Origin of the sequence: Simiduia litorea, assembly GCF_042853465.1 — a bacterium.
Taxonomy (GTDB): domain Bacteria; phylum Pseudomonadota; class Gammaproteobacteria; order Pseudomonadales; family Cellvibrionaceae; genus Simiduia; species Simiduia litorea.
On the sequence record NZ_AP031497.1, the window covers coordinates 2,368,658 to 2,384,622 of the forward strand.

A 15,965-nucleotide genomic window follows, 5' to 3' on the forward strand; every position below is an offset into this window, starting at 1 on the left:
CTACAGGCAGACCCAACACCCCATGTCACGCTTAATCCCTTTATTCGTTATTCTAGTACTGGTCTATTTGGCCTATAGAAAATACCAGCGCTTAACGCCTAGCGAACGTAAAAAATGGCTATGGCAGCTGGGCGTCGCCGCCTTTCTTGGGCTAATACTCTTTGCCCTCTTTACCGGTCGACTCAACTGGCTGGGCGCTTTCGTCATGGGGCTACTGCCCTTTCTTAAAAATATCGGAGCACTGGTATTGCGGGGCATGGCTGTCTTGGGCTGGTGGAAAAAAATGCAAAATGCCAAGCCCATGGATTCAACTAGCTTAGTGTTAAATCTAAAAAATGGCATTTTTGATGGTGATATCCGCAAAGGTACACAAGCCGGACGAAAACTATCCGATTTAAATACGGAGCAATTAGACCAACTATTTCAAGAGTTTAGCGGTAAAGATGCACGTGCAGCGGCGCTGCTGCAAATCTACATCAAGAACCGTTTTGGCGACACATGGCAAGGTAGCCCGCTGAATCAACACAGCCCAGATGGCGATTTAACCGTCGCCGAGGCCCGTGCGCTATTGGGTGTAGAAGCCGATGCGGATAAGAAAACCATCATCGCGGCACATCGAAAATTAATTCAAAAATTTCACCCAGATAGGGGCGGCAACGATTATTTAGCCGCGCGCCTCAATACAGCAAAGGATTTACTGTTAAAGCAATTTAACGGTAATGAGCATTAAACCAAGTTAAAAACTCGGGTAAGTCAGCAACGCGTTTGGTCGCACCAGAAAAATCTTGATGCGCGGAGTAACTGTTGGGAACAACACAGGTCGCTACCCCTGCCGCCAAGGCGGCGCGCAGACCTGAAGCAGTATCTTCAACCGCTATACACTCACTTGGCCTAAGCCCTAAAACATGCAACGCCTGATTATAAACATCCGGTGCAGGTTTATTATTAGGCACGTCTTCTCCACTGGCGATGTACTCAAAAAAATGCCCCAAGCCTAGCCCTGCTAAATTCGCTTCTAAGGCAAAGCGCGCGGAACCGCTCACCACGGCCATACGCATACCCTGCCGACGCAGTGCCAACAACACCTCATTAACACCGGGCATCAGTGGATAAACTTGTGTCGCGTGATATTGCTGAGCTTGCGCCCGCTTAGCCGCAACCAGATCGGCCACACAGTCGGTTAATTGAAATCGCGCTTTAATAGCGATTGCCGTATTCAACTCACTCACGCCAGTAAAATGGAGTCGATAATCATCTTCGACAAAGGCGACACCGCGATCCGCAAGCACCCTCTGCCAAAATTGAAAATGTACAACCTCTGAATTAGCCAGGGTGCCATCGTGATCAAATAAAACAGCTTTTATGGGTGCCATCAAAAAAACTAACCTACAGATACTTTAAGCGTTGGGAAAAAAAATTTTACCTGCAAACCACCCAACTCAGAGGTCGACAGCTCCAATTCACCACCATAGGCCATCATGATATCCTGTACTAAGGCGAGGCCTAAGCCTTGCCCCGCTTGCTTTTCATCGGCTCGCTGGCCGCGACTCAAGATTGTCTCACGCAAGTGCCCCGGCACACCAGGGCCGTCGTCATCAAGACTGATAACATTATAAGGCTCGCCCCGATGCACGTCGCTAGCAACGCGAACAGCAATTCTTTGCGCGCCGTATTTGCACGCGTTTTCCAGAGTATTGCCCAACAACTCGAATAAATCCTTCTCATCAATACGTAAAAATAATTCAGCGTCTGGCAGATTGAAATGCACCTGAGGATGCAATTTTTTCAAGCTATTAACAATACGGCGAGCAATTACTACAGCATCAATTGCAGTTAAAAAATCACTGCGACCAATTTGAGCGCGCTGCAATTGATGACTTACAATATCCTGCATACGCTGCATTTGCTCCCAGAGCAGAGGTTTATCCAATTCAGTATCACGCAAGGCGTTTTGCACAACGGCCAAGGGCGTTTTTACACTGTGCGCTAAATCTGCCAAGGTATTTCGATAGCGTTCTCGCAGGCGCTTTTCCGATTCAAGCAACGCATTGACGTTGCGGGTTAGGCCTCTTAACTCCATGGGGAACTCGCCTTGCACTCGACTGGTTTCACCGCGCGTAAACGCCGCGACGGACTGGGTCAATCGACGCAGAGGTAGAAGCCCCCATAGCAACAAGAAAAACTGCGTCAGTAAGGTCACGATGGCAATGGTTGCCATCCAATAAATTAATTCCGCGCGAAAAGCAGCTAGGCCTGTGTCAAAACTAGCCTTATCTTGATAGACAGAAAACACTAAGGGCAAATGCGATTGATCAGCGAGCTCCCAGCGAACTCGATAGTGCAGAATAAAAAATTGTTCGCTTTCAGAGAATTCAATTAACGAACTGGAAAGTTTGTGCGTCGGCTCTATCAGCAACTGTTCTGCGCTCAACCACTGGGCAGAACTGGAGCGCCAACGCTCATCATGGCTACCGAATTTACCGTTGTCATCGCGATGTATAAAACCATAGAGGCCGGAGCCAGGTTGCGAAAACTGAGGTTCGGTAAAGACTTTTGGCATGATTATCTGACCATCGTCAATATCTACGGCGGCCAACAACAAGTAAACCTGTGAGGTCAAACGCAATTTTTCCGCAGCAACTAAACTTTGCTGAAACGCCCTATCTAAACCAATTCCCGTGGCACCAATGAGCAATGGCAACAGCGCCAAGCTTGCCAATAACAAGCGCCCCATTATCGACTGGATCAACCATTGCGCCGAGAGCTTAATCAATGCCTTTACCTGATCCGGCATCCGCGGCAATGGAAAACTGATAGCCCTGGCCGCGCACAGTCCGCAAGGGCTGAAGCTTGCCCTCGGCATCCATTTTTTTACGCAAGCGCGCCACGAGCACTTCAATAACATTGCTATCGCGATCGAAATCCTGCTCGTAAATGTGCTCTGTCAACTGGCTTTTCGAGATTACTTTGCCGTTGTGCAGCATTAAAAATTCAATTAATCGGTATTCGAAACTGGTTAAGTTTAAGACTTGTTTATCTTTGGTTAGCGATTGAGCACGCGTATCTAATACAAAGGGGCCTGCAGTCAAAACCGACGTGGCTTGCCCTGCTGCGCGCCGCGCTAACGCATTGACGCGGGCGAGTAACTCTTCGGGTTGAAACGGCTTGGTTAAATAATCATCCGCGCCCGCCTCTAAGCCTTCAACCTTTTGCTGCCAGTGATCCCGAGCAGTCAAAATAAGCACCGGGACTTTATTGCCGGCCTGACGCCACTGTTTTATGACATCCATGCCGTTAAGTTGTGGCAAACCTAAGTCGACAATAGCCACATCGTAAGGGTTTTCGCGGCCTAAATAGGCGCCCTCTTTGCCATCGCCAGCAATATCAACACTCCAGTGTCGCTGACTAAAGAGTTGACGAACTTGCGTTTGCAGCGCCGGTTCATCTTCGATAACTAGCAATCGCATTTACTGCCCCTGAATCGTCACTTCTTTGACCCGACCATCATCGAGCAAAAGCCGAACCTTGTATTTGCGTTTTTTTCCTTCACCTTGGGCCTGCACCTTAAGCACCTGACCACCAAAGCGATCACGCGCTATTTGCGCCGCCTCGCTGCTCGAACTCGCTTGGTCATCTTGCATTGGCCCTTGATGCCAAACGGCCGCCTCCGCCTGCGGTAGGTAAAGCGACGCGCTGCCAAGAGCCAAGATGAAGGTGAATATGATAAAACGCATTTTTTGCTCCCCTAAAGGCGCCGAAGCGCCCAGTTTTTAACGGTTTAGCTGATCAATCTCCATGGCGACGATCCTTGCCACCGCGACCTTTGTCATGCCTATCTCGATCGTGCCCACCGCGCTGATGCCCATCGCCCCAGTCGTCGCCGCGATCATGCCGATCTCTGCCGTGGCGGCCATCGCCGTGGCGACCATTGTCGTGGCGGCCTCTGCCATGGTGGCCATCATACCTATTATGGTGGCCGCTGTGATGCCCCTTTCGATGGTGCCTGCCATGATGGCTGTCGCGATAGCGGTAACCGTGATAATAAGGTACGGGCTTACCCCAATAGCGACCATTCCAATGGTGGCCGCACTTGTGCCCATGCCTATGTCCATGGCCGCTGATATATGGGCTGAAGTTACGGTAATGCCTATCGGTGTAAGGCGTGTGAAAAACCACCGACACACTACTTTGATCGTGATCCCTATGCCCCGCCATCACCGGTAAGGCGACACCCACTAACACACCGACACAGAGTATTTGATTAATGAATCTTTTCATGTGGCTTTCCTTCTTAGTAGATAGGGGTTACAGACACGGCAACTTTAATACGCTTACCAGGGTCTCTATCCATACGGGTGGTATAGGTGTCTCCGTGATATCGATAAGTGACGTCGTAGCCCATTAAGCGATCTTCGTACTGCTTAACACTACGGGTTTCACAGCGCTCTTCATCGCGATACTCCACGTGTTTAGTGCCACCATTTTTGCCCACATCATGACCAATACTGCCACCCAACACGGCACCGATAGCCGTGCCAGAGCGACGATCGTTTTTACCGATGGCATGACCGATGGCGCCGCCAATTACCGCACCTAGCAACATGGGCGTGGCAGACTTGCTGCGGTTATCGCGCTCGTAGGCGACGGTTTCCACCCAGCACTCTTGCTGCGGGCGGCTATAGGCAACTTGTTCGTAGATGGGTGTAGCCGATACAACCTTGGCAAAATCTTGGCGCTCGTTGTGACCTGCAAACGCAGGCTGCATCAGCAACGCCGAAACACACCCTAGAGACACTAAAAGACGGTTGTTCATGGTACTTCTCCTTAACGGTTTAGAGGTCTTTTCCGACCTTGAAACCAGAATACAGAGATGAACCTGAACCGAAGCTGAACCGAAGCCGATTAAGGCTAACCGGCGAAGAAAAGAATCATCGCTTTTTCAGAAGCAAGTGCTGATAGCGACCCAGACTGCGAAATGGCTCCTCGCGCGACAGACGCAATTCGAGCTCGAGTAGGGTTTGTGGGCTCATGAGGCGACTTTCGGGGGTTAATTGGTAATCTTGGAAAACCCGAATACCGCTGTGGCATAACAGTTGCCAGTCCGCTTCGAGCCAAGCCAACACCTGAGCGGGGTCCAGCGGCCGGTTTGGGGTGAGGCTGCCGCGGTGCGGACGAAACTCGCCGGTAAGAATGGGGGGCTCTTGACCGCGCAACAGATTCTTCATGACTAAGCCGTGACGATTGTAAAACGTCAACGATAAATAGCCACCGGGTTTCAGGAAGTCACTTAACGCCTTCAATAAACCCTCTTGATCGACGACCCATTCCAGTACCGCATGACACAACACCAGATCGTATCGCCGCTGATGCACCGGCTGCTGGGCAATACGTTGTGCACTGTCGTGAATAAACTCGACTTGGGTAGCACCCATTACCTCAGCGTGCGCTTTGGCCAAGGCTAACATTTCAGCTGAGATATCACACAAGGTTAGCCTGTGCCCCGCCACCGCCTGGGTTAAACCAAACTGCCCCTGACCGCCACCAGCATCAAAGATATCAACACCTGTCGCCTGCCCGAGCAACTCAGATAAGTGTTGCTGAAAATCTCGCTGTAACACCGCTAAGCGCAATGCACCCTTAGCGCCACCATAAACATTGCGGGCAAAACGCGGCGCCAGATCATCAAAATTTCTATCGGAATCTAATATCGGAGGGCGTTTACGACTAGGTGGCTTGTGCATGGTTATCGCTAGGAGGGAAGACAATCTGCTATGTTAAAGATCGAGACCTAGCTTGTCACCCAAGCTAGGTAGATCTTTCAGATAAGTGATTGCCTATAGCAATAAAAACACCAAAACGAACAAGAGATCCCAAACACCGCAAGGTTGCCAGCGATTAGTCTCCTTGTGCGGCCTCATCCGGTCGCCCCTTGCCACCTCTGCCTTTATGGCCCTCCGGCACCGCCACCAATTGCTCATCAAGCAAAGTACAGGTCGCGCTTAGGGTGTCACCACGCGGGGTGGTAAAACTAACTGCAGCGCCTTCAGGTTGACTTTCGCAGGCTGTAATCGCCTCCTTGGGCGGCTGCCGCTCGCCATTACCTTTACTCGGCTTTTGCGCCAAGGCCAAACCACTCAGAAACAACAGACTGGCGCATACACCAACAACTATTACGCGTTTCATACAAAGATCCTCTTGGTTAGATGGCCATAGACTAACCAAGCAATACGCACAAATAAGGTAGAAAATGTGCAAATAATAAGGATTCGCCCCAGAGTCGTTAGGCGTGCTGCTAAGAAAAAGCTAAACTCGTTAAAAACCAACCAGTGCGCACCCAAGTGTCAATCAGCAGTAAGCTTTTTATTACCCTACTTCTATCCTGCCTGCTAGCCACATCCGGCATGCTCCTCACTATGCGTTGGAGTATTTCTAGCGGGATGGACAGTTTTCAACTCGCCAAACAACAACAGCAGCTTCAACCCTTGCTAAAAGCGCTAGGTAACTTTTACGATCGCACTGACGGCTGGAACTTTTCGCCGAAGCTTGAGCGAGAACTGGTGCGATTACTGCTGAGCAACCTGCCAGAAAAAAATGAATCGCCGGGCCCAAGACCGCCGCACCCGGGGCCTAATTTTCGAGCTGACGCACCATCGCGCTTTCCGCTACGCGACCTAGAATTACTTAACAGCGACAAAAAAACACTATTCCCGCCTCGATCAAGACCAACAGCGAATCAAAAAAAATGGGTCGACTTCCCTATTTACTCACAACAAAACCCACAGCATTTGGCGGGTTGGATAAGATTGAGAAAACAACCGCCCATTAACGAAGCCTATGAACAGGTTTTCTTTGAATACTTACAAAAAACGCTCTGGTTAAGCGCCTTAGCGGTATTTGTATTAGCGGGCATATTAGCGGCGCTGCTATCAAGGCACTTTTTAACGCCGCTGCAACAACTGGCGGAACGCATTACCTTGCTAGCCAGAGGCGACTATGTCACCGCCGTTAATCAGGGCGCACGTGCAGATGAATTGGGCCAACTCGGCCGGGACATTGACGACCTACGGGAATCTTTAGCCAGCACTGATACGGCACGAAAACGCTGGCTAGCTGACACCTCACACGAACTTAGAACACCACTCGCCATCGCGCGAGCGCAACTTGAAGCCATGCAGGATGGCATCAGGCCGCTAAATAAAGAAAATGTTAACGCCGTGCACGAAGAAATCCTACAGCTACAGCGTTTGATAGAAGATTTAAGTGAACTAGCCAATAGTGACATTGGTAACCTACGCTACCAAAAAACAGCCGTAAACCTTTCGCAACTATGTCAACACGCCGTCGATAAAAATGCCCACCTAGCCGAAAATGCGGGATTGACACTGACATCAAAGATCACACCCAACTGCTGGATGTGGGGTGATGCGGCAAGGCTAGAACAGCTATTATCAAATTTGTTTAACAACAGCCTAAAATACACCGATAAAAGCGGCATCATCCAGCTAACACTGCGCTCAGAGAGCGAGCACTTAAGTTTAAGCATAGAGGACACTGTACCAGGCGTAAGCAACGAGGAGCTACCGCTGCTATTCAACCATTTATATCGCGTCGAAAATTCCAGAAACCGAAAAACCGGCGGCAGTGGCCTAGGCTTAACGATTGCCAAGCGCATTGCTCAGGCACATGAAGGCGAATTAAAAGCAGAAAACTCACCGCTAGGTGGACTAAAAATAGAGCTAATCGTTAAAAAATGGCCCCACAAGGTTGACTAGATGACATTACAACGTTGCATTCTCATCGTAGAAGATGAAGAAAAACTTGCTCAAGTTCAAGCTGACTATTTGAGCCACGAGGGTTTTACAACCCACCAGATTCACGATGGAAACTTAGTCATTGACTGGGTAAAAAACAACCAACCCGATGCCATCACTTTAGACATTATGCTGCCTAATATCGATGGCTTGACGCTGCTCAGGGAAATCCGAAAATTTAGCAGTATCCCTATTATCATGGTGACGGCAAAGGTTGAGGAAGTGGATCGCCTCATAGGCCTTGAACTACAAGCCGACGACTACCTCTGCAAACCGTTCAGCCCGCGAGAAATGGTTGCCCGCGTCAAAACAATTTTGCGCCGCACAGCGCTACAAGCAAAAGACAAGAATATTGCAGCAGCCCATGCACCGACTTTAGAGCTTAAGATACGAGAACATAAAGTTGGCTGGAAAAATCAAGTACAAACGTTAACCACAGTGGAGTGCCAGCTACTCGAGCGGCTAATGAACCACCCGGGGCAAATTTTTTCTCGCAACCAGTTAATGGAGAGCATTTACAACGACCATCGAATCGTCAGTGAAAGAACCATCGATAGCCATATAAAAAAATTGCGCAAAAAACTAGCATTAATAAACCCAGGCATAGAATTCATTCACTCTATCTATGGCGCGGGTTATAAATATGAACCCGAGTAAACGCTACTCTTGGCGCCCATCGAATCTTTTTGCGTTCAACACCTGTTTAGCTTGAATCACCGCATCCAAATCCAACCCCAAAGCCTCGCACAAGGCAAATAAATAGAGCGCAACATCAGCTACCTCACTACCGACTTTCGCCAGTTTTTCATCTGATAAGACTGTAGATTGCTGATCTGTCAGCCATTGAAATTCGGCGCATAACTCGGCAGACTCCTGTAATACGGCTTGCGCTAAGTTTCTTGGAGTGTGGAAATTGCACCATCCATTCATCTCCGCAATTTTCTTAAAGGCGTTATGATAGGAATGATAATTTAACATGAGTACAACTCCTGTGAGTACAGAAACAGCGTGGGTTGTTTACATCATTCTAGCCAGCGACAACAGCCTCTATACGGGAATATGTACTGACATAGACCGGCGTTTTTCTGAACACGCAAGCGGTCAAGGGGCGAAATACTTTAGGGGCCGAAGACCGCTGCGCGTCTGCTATCAGGAATCTTACCCAGATCGCTCCTCCGCTTCAAAACGAGAATGGCAAATAAAACAACTCAGCCGGCAACAAAAGCAACGACTTATTGATCTTCACGCACCCTAATGTTACTCGAGTCTTCGGTGATCTGAACCAGCGTTTTAAGGGCTTTGGAATGAAATTCCCGATGGTAAAGCACCGCCACCACTAACAAAACCGACAAGGCAAACAGGACCGGGCTAACCAACCACGCCAAAAAAGACATGGCGAAGTAATAGCCGCGCAAGCCGGCATTGTAACTGTGCCCCGCCTGATCGATAACCCGCGCCGTATTGATTGCAAAACTATCCCGAGTTGACTGTTCGACATTTTCTTCCACAAGCGGAAAAGCGCCGACTAACACAGCACAAAAGCCGTATTTACGCATAGCCCATGTAAAACTAAAGAAGGCATAGGCGAAAATAACAAACAAGAGCATCAACTTTATTTCCGCATCGTGCGCCGATGCTGGTGAGCTAAACGGTAGTGCATTGAGTAAATTGCTAGCTTGGCCGGCACTGCCTAAGGCGGTCACAATACCCGCCATAACCAACACGGTAATATTGGCAAAAAAGCTGGCATTGCGCTCAAGACTGGCCAACAAGGAGGAATCCGTGACGCGATTGTCACGTCGCATCACCCGCTTCATCCACAAGATTCTAAAAGCGTGTAATTGCGATGCTAAGCAATGGGTTCTTTTCGCGCGGTAGTGGGCAAATTGAGCATAACTTACCCAGACAAAAAACAACCAAAAGGTACAGGCGATAAGCGCACCGTAAGTTTCGAACCACGCTGGAAACATCGCAAATCAATCCTTTAGCACTATTTAAGCTTAACACTAGCGTGAGCAAGCTATTTCTGTCTAGTTTTCTGCGGGTTTGGTACATTTTTTAACCAGCCGGTGCCTCGCACAGAAGTCAAAGCGGGGTTACAATGTGACAAATCCCAACAGGCGCTGTAGTAAACCCATGAATGCCCACTCCACTTTTGAGTTCATCCGTCGTCAACCCGTCAACTCCTTAAATATCGTACTTGAAGAGTATCGGCACAGGAACACGGGTGCACAGCACATCCATATCGCCTCAGACAACAATGAGAATGTGTTTCTAGTGGCGCTGCGCACGGTACCTAAAGACTCAAGAGGGGTTGCACATATTTTAGAGCACACGGCACTGTGCGGCTCAGAAAAGTACCCCGTCCGCGATCCGTTTTTCATGATGATTCGGCGCAGTTTGAATACCTTCATGAATGCTTTTACCAGCTCAGATTGGACGGCATACCCTTTCGCCAGCCAAAACAGCAAAGATTTCAACAACCTGTTAGATGTGTATCTAGACGCAGTTTTTTTTGCCCGCTTAGATCCGCTTGATTTCGCGCAAGAAGGTCATAGAGTTGAGTTTGAAAAAGCCGACGACATCGAATCGCCCTTGGTTTATAAGGGAGTGGTATTTAATGAGATGAAAGGCGCAATGAGCTCCGTGCCGTCGCAACTTTGGCATACACTCTGCCATCACCTCTTCCCCACTACCACCTATCATTACAACAGTGGCGGCGATCCGAAAGACATTCCCGATCTAACTTATGAGCAATTGACGCAATTCTATAAAAGTCACTATCACCCAAGCAATGCGATTTTCATGACCTATGGCGATCTGCCCGCGGCTGAACTGCAAAAACAATTTGAAGAAAAAGCGCTCAATAGGTTCGAAAGGCTTAACCAAGTCATTGCGGTTGAAGATGAGCAACGTTTCAACCAACCTATTACCGCTGCGCACACATACCCATTGCCTGCGGAAGAGGATTTAAAGGATAAGACCCACATTGTCATGGCCTGGTTGTTAGGCAAGAGCACCGACCTCGATGACACCTTGGAAGCACAATTACTCTCCAGTTTGCTATTTGACAATAGTGCAAGCCCCCTACAGCATTTGCTGGAAACCACCAAACTCGGCAAGTCGCCCTCACCATTGTGCGGCTTAGATGACTCACAAAAAGAACTGGCATTTCTTTGCGGCATCGCCGGCAGTGAAGCCAAACACGCCGAGGCGTTTGAAGCTCAAGTACTCGCTGTATTTGAATCAATTGCACGCGATGGGCTGCCGCAAGAGCAGGTGGAAGCCAGCCTGCACCAGCTGGAATTACAGCAGCGCGAAATTGGCGGCGATGGCTACCCCTATGGTCTGCAATTGATATTAACGGCGCTCACGTCAGCAACACATCGCGGCGACCCGATGACACTGTTAAACTTGGAACCTGCATTAGCTGAGCTTAGAGAGAAAATTAAGCAACCAAGCTATGTGCAAACTCTGGTAAAAAAATGGCTACTTAATAACAGCCATAGAGTTCGTTTGGTGATGACACCAGATCACAGTCAAGCTGAAGCTGAAGCACTTGCGGAACGCCAAAAACTCGCAACGCTAAAAGCCAGCTTAAGTGCAACCGAAAAACAACAAATCATCGATCAAACCCACGCACTCTTGGCGCGACAAGATCAAGAAGATGATCCCAGCCTACTGCCAAAGGTAGGTTTAGAGGACGTGCCCGCACAAATGCATTATGTGGCGCCAAGTGTGGTAGACAAAAATCAGACACCGCTAACGCAATACGCCGCCGGTACCAACGGTATTGTTTACCAACAACTTATTATGCAAATGCCAGCACTATCTTCGGCTGAATTTGAGTTGCTGCCCATTTATACATTTTGCACGACGGAGCTCGGCGTCGGCACAGAGGATTATCTCACCACACAACAACGCCAATCTCGAGTACTGGGTACATTAAGCATGTTCAGTAGCTTGCGTGGCGGTACCGACAGCGTCGACGGTATCTCAGCAAATATCACGCTGTCTGCCAAAGCCTTGGCCTCCAATCAAGCTGAAACCACAGCACTGATGCACGACACCCTCAACCGCGTGCGGTTTGATGAAAAAGATCGCGTACGCGAATTAGTGTCGCAAATGCGGGCCAGACGCGAACAGTCTGTAACGGGCCAAGGCCACTCCTTAGCGATGACGGCCGCCAGCAGTGGCCATTGCACTGCAGCGCACCTAACCAACAAACTGTCTGGCTTGGTGCGTATTCCCTTCATCAAAAAACTCGATGAATCACTAAGCGACGATCAGGCGATTAGCCAACTTCTAACCCAGCTTGCATCCATACACGAAAAAGTAAAATCCGCGCCGCGGCAATTTTTGCTGGTTGCCGATCAACAACATTTACCACCTATGGTTAATGCACTTAATCCATGGCGACAGGAAACGTTTTCAACGTCATTTGAAAATTTTAATTGGGCTCATGTTAACGAAAAGATTTCCCAAGCATGGATTGCTAACAGCCAAGTTAACTTCTGCGCCAAAGCCTATAAGACCGTACCCATGGAGCACGCAGATGCACCGGCCTTATCCGTTTTAGCCGGTTATTTGCGCAATAATTATTTGCACAAGGCGATCCGAGAGCAAGGCGGCGCTTATGGCGGCGGTGCCAGTCATGATAGTAACATTGCCTCCTTCCGCTTTTATTCTTACCGAGATCCGCGCCTATCTGAAACCTTAAACGATTTCGATAATTCACTCACTTGGCTCGCCAAGCAAAAGGAAGATCCGCGTTTAATAGAAGAATCTATTTTGGGTGTTATCAGCTCCATCGATAAACCAGGCTCGCCAGCCGGCGAAGCAAGACAAACCTTTCACGCAGAATTATTTGGTCGTACTCGCGCTATACGGGAAACTTTTCGCAAACGTATTTTAAGCGTGACCTTTAGCGATATCCAAAGAGTAGCAGACACCTACCTCCGGCCTGAGCTAGCCAGTACTGCCGTTGTATCCCATAAGGCTCGAGAAGATGAACTTAAGCAATTAGGCTTAACGATTCACACTTTATAAACACCTAATCTGACACCCAGAGAGAGAAGCCTAGCCCATGTTCGAGAAAATTATTCAACCGCGTTTTTCTGAAACAGATGCGCTAGGCCACATCAGCAATACGACCCTGCCGGTTTGGTTCGAGGAGGCACGGCAACCCGTTTTCAAAATTTTTACGCCAACACTAGACATTCAAACCTGGCCACTCATTTTGGCTAGGTTTGAAATTGACTTCACCGCGCAAATTTATTACGGACAAGAAATTTTAGTAAAAACCGGCATTTCGAAAATTGGCACAAGCTCGCTGCATGTTTATCAGGAGGCGTGGCAGAAGCAACAACGAGTAGCAAAAGGCACCACCACACTGGTGCACTTTGACTACCAAGCACAAAAGGCAAGTCCGATAACCTCAAGTCAGCGCGACGCCCTCGCCGCGCACGACTTCCAACCCACGTAAATTTAAGGCTCGTTCACACGTCCGGGAACAAATTGACTGTATAGACCGTTAGTGTCATATACCGCCACTTGAAACTCGTAGCTACCATAAAGATCACCTATGTACTTGGCAGTTTCATAGCCGTCTTCAATGAGCACATAGGTAAACTCTGTCTCGCTCGCCAAACGATAGCGAACTTCGTACCCACCCAATTCCGATACGTCTAATGCATCGCCATTTTCTCGCGATGTAGGCTGATCCCAATTGACCGTCACCGGGCCAGATACCGTTACTGGGCCTGTTGGCGTCGGGGTCGGCGTCGGCGTCGGTGTTGGCGTCGGCGTCGGTGTTGGCGTCGGGGTTGGCGTCGGCGTCGGCGTCGGGGTTGGCGTCGGGGTTGGCGCTGGCGTCGGGGTTGGCGCTGGCGTCGGGGTTGGCGCTGGCGTCGGGGTTGGCGCTGGCGTCGGGGTTGGCGCTGGCGTCGGTGCAGGCCCTGGCGGCACCGGGGTCGGTGTTGGTGTTGGCGTCGGGGCGGGTGCAGGAGCCGGGACAGGTGTTGGCGTGGGGTTTGGTGTATTCGTTGGTGAGGGCACGGGCTGCTGAATTGCAGACTTTCCTGACTCACCAGAACCACCGCCTCCACACGCGGTATTCATCAGTGGCGAGGCGAGTACCATTACCATGGCCGTCTTCCTGATGACCAGCTGCCAATTCAAATTACGCCGTAACTGCCAGCGATTGACGTAGCCTAACTCGACTAATATCGAACCTAGCGCATGGCGCTTATAATCGATGATGCCAGCAGCAACATCTTCAGCCCGACGCGCCTTCTGCAAGCGCATGGCTTCCTTGAGTTGATGACTATTTATATAACCTTTTTCGAGTAAAAGGTCGCCCAAACGGACATTTTGCTGGCTGTTAATCATTTTACATCTACCTCTGCTAACCACTTCAAACAGTCTAGCCCGTTAAACCGCACGACTGGCAACCAGTTAATTATGTCAAACATCAACAACTAGTCCGCTCAGATATAAGCAGACAAACCTCTTCACAAATTACATAAATAAGGTAAAAGTTCAGCGCAGGGATGGCTTCAGGTAGACTAACGCCCTAGCCCCTAATTCGAGTCACCATGCTTAGCTATCGACATGCGTTTCACGCTGGCAACTTTGCCGATTTACTCAAACACACCACCTTGCTCGCCATCCTCAAACACCTGTGTGAAAAGCCCGGAGCCGTGCATTACATCGAGACCCATGCCGGTGCTGGAAAATACCGCCTAGATAGCCAGATGGCGCTGAAAACCGGCGAGTTTAGTCAAGGCATAGGTAAACTTTGGCATACGCCTCAACTGCCCGCATTACTGGCTGAGTACCTCAACACTGTTCAAGCTGTTAACCATGGCGAACTGCTGTTTTATCCGGGCTCACCGTTGTTTGCTGCACTGACACTGCGCCAGCAAGATCGTTTACACCTGTGCGAATTACACAACACTGACTTTCCCTTGCTGCAACAAAGTGTGCAAAATGATCGACGCGCAAGCTGTTACCACGAAGATGGCTATAAAAAGAGCCTCGCTCTCGTGCCACCCGTGTCCAAGCGCGGCTTAGTGATGATCGACCCCTCTTACGAAGTGAAAACCGAGTATCAACAGGTCGTAACCCAGCTAAAGCTGCTGCATAAGCGCTTTGCCACAGGTGTTTACGCACTGTGGTATCCCGTTATCGACGCCGCCAAAGTGAAGGAACTGGTCCGCGCGCTGAAAAACACCGGCATCAAACGCATCCAACGCTTTGAGTTCGGCTTGAATCAGAACCACGATGCAGCGGGCATGAACGCCAGCGGCATGATTGTGATCAACTCCCCATGGCGCCTTAAACAGGAACTCGAAGACAACTTTACGTGGCTACTCAACTCGGTGTATTCCGATACCGAGGCCTATTGGCTGGCTGAGGAGTTAGTAGGCGAATGATCAAGTTTCACTACGCCCCACCACGGGGTCTGCCTGAACTTTTGTTTCGGGACGAACATTTTATCGTGGTCAATAAACCCTCCGGCCTACTGTCGAACCCAGGTATCGCGCCAGAAACAAAAGATTGCCTGCTGTCGAGGTGCCAAGAAACCTACGGCGAGCTGTACTTGGTACACCGGCTCGACTGCGACACCTCCGGTATTTTGGTGCTGGCCAGAACCAAAGCGGCCGAACGCCATCTTAAAATTCAATGGCAAAACCGCGAAGTGACTAAGCGCTATGTCGCCATAGTGACCGGACAAGTCGCACCCGAACAGGGTCTAATCGATAAACCGTTAGCACCCAACACAGACCAGCCACCCTTTCAAAAGGTGTGTTACTACAAGGGTAAACCTGCCCAAACCAACTATCGGCTGCTGGCGCTTCAAGGGCCTAATAGCAAACTCGAACTTTTCCCCCTAACCGGCAGAACACACCAACTGAGAGTGCATTTATTCGACTTAGGCCACCCTATTGTCGGCGACCCGTTTTACGGTAGTGAGAATACAGCGACAAATACTAACAACCGGTTGCTACTGCATGCCGACCAATTAACCTTCTGCCACCCAACGAGCAACGAGAAGCTTGTGTTTACCTGTCCCGAAAAATTTTAGCGGCACCATTAAAATACTGTTTATTTGTACAGCAAAATAGCGTAAGGTGTGGTCCACCACCCACC

At 49.6% G+C, this 15,965-nt stretch carries 19 protein-coding genes; 8 read left to right on the top strand and 11 right to left on the bottom strand.

Annotated elements, in window-relative coordinates; genetic code table 11:
* Positions 1-22 precede the first annotated feature (22 nt).
* Positions 23-730, top strand: a complete 708-nt coding sequence (locus tag ACGHTT_RS10545) for a J domain-containing protein (RefSeq protein WP_390590442.1) — start codon at positions 23-25, stop codon at positions 728-730.
* Here ACGHTT_RS10545 and ACGHTT_RS10550 read toward each other — a convergent pair.
* The 8 genes from ACGHTT_RS10550 to ACGHTT_RS10585 form a co-directional block, all read right to left on the bottom strand.
* Positions 711-1,373, bottom strand: coding sequence for an HAD family hydrolase (locus tag ACGHTT_RS10550; protein ID WP_390590443.1), 663 nt, complete (start codon positions 1,371-1,373; stop codon positions 711-713). The genes ACGHTT_RS10545 and ACGHTT_RS10550 overlap by 20 nt on opposite strands.
* Before the next feature lie 8 nt (positions 1,374-1,381).
* On the bottom strand, positions 1,382-2,773 hold the full coding sequence (locus ACGHTT_RS10555; protein ID WP_390590444.1) for an ATP-binding protein: 1,392 nt from the start codon (positions 2,771-2,773) through the stop codon (positions 1,382-1,384).
* Positions 2,766-3,467, bottom strand: a complete 702-nt coding sequence (locus ACGHTT_RS10560) for a response regulator transcription factor (RefSeq protein ID WP_390590445.1) — start codon at positions 3,465-3,467, stop codon at positions 2,766-2,768. Before ACGHTT_RS10560 ends, ACGHTT_RS10555 begins: the two co-directional genes overlap by 8 nt.
* Positions 3,468-3,734 carry a PepSY domain-containing protein gene (locus ACGHTT_RS10565; RefSeq protein ID WP_390590446.1) on the bottom strand — a complete coding sequence of 89 codons (267 nt, stop codon included), beginning with the start codon at positions 3,732-3,734 and terminating at the stop codon, positions 3,468-3,470.
* Between the two features lie 52 nt (positions 3,735-3,786).
* On the bottom strand, positions 3,787-4,278 hold the full coding sequence (locus tag ACGHTT_RS10570; protein ID WP_390590447.1) for a hypothetical protein: 492 nt from the start codon (positions 4,276-4,278) through the stop codon (positions 3,787-3,789).
* Between the two features lie 13 nt (positions 4,279-4,291).
* Positions 4,292-4,813, bottom strand: coding sequence for a glycine zipper 2TM domain-containing protein (locus ACGHTT_RS10575; protein WP_390590448.1), 522 nt, complete (start codon positions 4,811-4,813; stop codon positions 4,292-4,294).
* Positions 4,814-4,928: 115 nt separating this feature from the next.
* Positions 4,929-5,741, bottom strand: a complete 813-nt coding sequence (locus ACGHTT_RS10580; RefSeq protein WP_390590449.1) for a methyltransferase domain-containing protein — start codon at positions 5,739-5,741, stop codon at positions 4,929-4,931.
* A 154-nt stretch (positions 5,742-5,895) separates the two neighbouring features.
* Entirely contained in the window at positions 5,896-6,183 is a 288-nt protein-coding gene (locus ACGHTT_RS10585) for a hypothetical protein (protein WP_390590450.1), read from the bottom strand.
* Positions 6,184-6,437: 254 nt separating this feature from the next.
* On the opposite strand from ACGHTT_RS10585, the gene ACGHTT_RS10590 reads away from it, so the two are divergent.
* Both ACGHTT_RS10590 and ACGHTT_RS10595 read left to right on the top strand, forming a co-directional pair.
* Positions 6,438-7,772 (top strand): ATP-binding protein, encoded by a 1,335-nt coding sequence (locus ACGHTT_RS10590; RefSeq protein WP_390590451.1) that lies wholly within the window; start codon positions 6,438-6,440, stop codon positions 7,770-7,772.
* Positions 7,773-8,468, top strand: coding sequence for a response regulator (locus ACGHTT_RS10595; RefSeq protein WP_390590452.1), 696 nt, complete (start codon positions 7,773-7,775; stop codon positions 8,466-8,468).
* Positions 8,469-8,471: 3 nt separating this feature from the next.
* On the opposite strand, the gene ACGHTT_RS10600 is transcribed toward ACGHTT_RS10595, so the two are convergent.
* Positions 8,472-8,789, bottom strand: a complete 318-nt coding sequence (locus ACGHTT_RS10600; RefSeq protein WP_390590453.1) for a nucleotide pyrophosphohydrolase — start codon at positions 8,787-8,789, stop codon at positions 8,472-8,474.
* Here ACGHTT_RS10600 and ACGHTT_RS10605 point away from each other — a divergent pair.
* Positions 8,788-9,066, top strand: coding sequence for a GIY-YIG nuclease family protein (locus ACGHTT_RS10605; protein WP_390590454.1), 279 nt, complete (start codon positions 8,788-8,790; stop codon positions 9,064-9,066). The genes ACGHTT_RS10600 and ACGHTT_RS10605 overlap by 2 nt on opposite strands.
* On the opposite strand, the gene ACGHTT_RS10610 is transcribed toward ACGHTT_RS10605, so the two are convergent.
* Positions 9,044-9,781, bottom strand: coding sequence for a DUF599 domain-containing protein (locus ACGHTT_RS10610; protein ID WP_390590455.1), 738 nt, complete (start codon positions 9,779-9,781; stop codon positions 9,044-9,046). The two genes, ACGHTT_RS10605 and ACGHTT_RS10610, sit on opposite strands and share 23 nt — an antisense overlap.
* A 166-nt stretch (positions 9,782-9,947) precedes the next feature.
* Between ACGHTT_RS10610 and ACGHTT_RS10615 the strand changes: the two genes are divergently transcribed.
* Together ACGHTT_RS10615 and ACGHTT_RS10620 are read left to right on the top strand one after the other, a co-directional pair.
* Positions 9,948-12,860: an insulinase family protein gene (locus tag ACGHTT_RS10615; RefSeq protein ID WP_390590456.1), complete on the top strand. Its 2,913-nt coding sequence runs from the start codon at positions 9,948-9,950 to the stop codon at positions 12,858-12,860.
* A 37-nt stretch (positions 12,861-12,897) separates the two neighbouring features.
* Positions 12,898-13,296, top strand: a complete 399-nt coding sequence (locus tag ACGHTT_RS10620; RefSeq protein WP_390590457.1) for an acyl-CoA thioesterase — start codon at positions 12,898-12,900, stop codon at positions 13,294-13,296.
* Positions 13,297-13,298: 2 nt separating this feature from the next.
* Here the strand turns inward: ACGHTT_RS10620 and ACGHTT_RS10625 are convergent, their stop codons facing one another.
* Positions 13,299-14,201 carry a fibronectin type III domain-containing protein gene (locus ACGHTT_RS10625; protein WP_390590458.1) on the bottom strand — a complete coding sequence of 301 codons (903 nt, stop codon included), beginning with the start codon at positions 14,199-14,201 and terminating at the stop codon, positions 13,299-13,301.
* Between the two features lie 206 nt (positions 14,202-14,407).
* Between ACGHTT_RS10625 and ACGHTT_RS10630 the strand changes: the two genes are divergently transcribed.
* On the top strand, positions 14,408-15,247 hold the full coding sequence (locus ACGHTT_RS10630; protein ID WP_390590459.1) for a 23S rRNA (adenine(2030)-N(6))-methyltransferase RlmJ: 840 nt from the start codon (positions 14,408-14,410) through the stop codon (positions 15,245-15,247).
* On the top strand, positions 15,244-15,900 hold the full coding sequence (locus tag ACGHTT_RS10635; protein WP_390590460.1) for an RluA family pseudouridine synthase: 657 nt from the start codon (positions 15,244-15,246) through the stop codon (positions 15,898-15,900). Before ACGHTT_RS10630 ends, ACGHTT_RS10635 begins: the two co-directional genes overlap by 4 nt.
* The last annotated feature ends 65 nt before the right edge of the window (positions 15,901-15,965 follow it).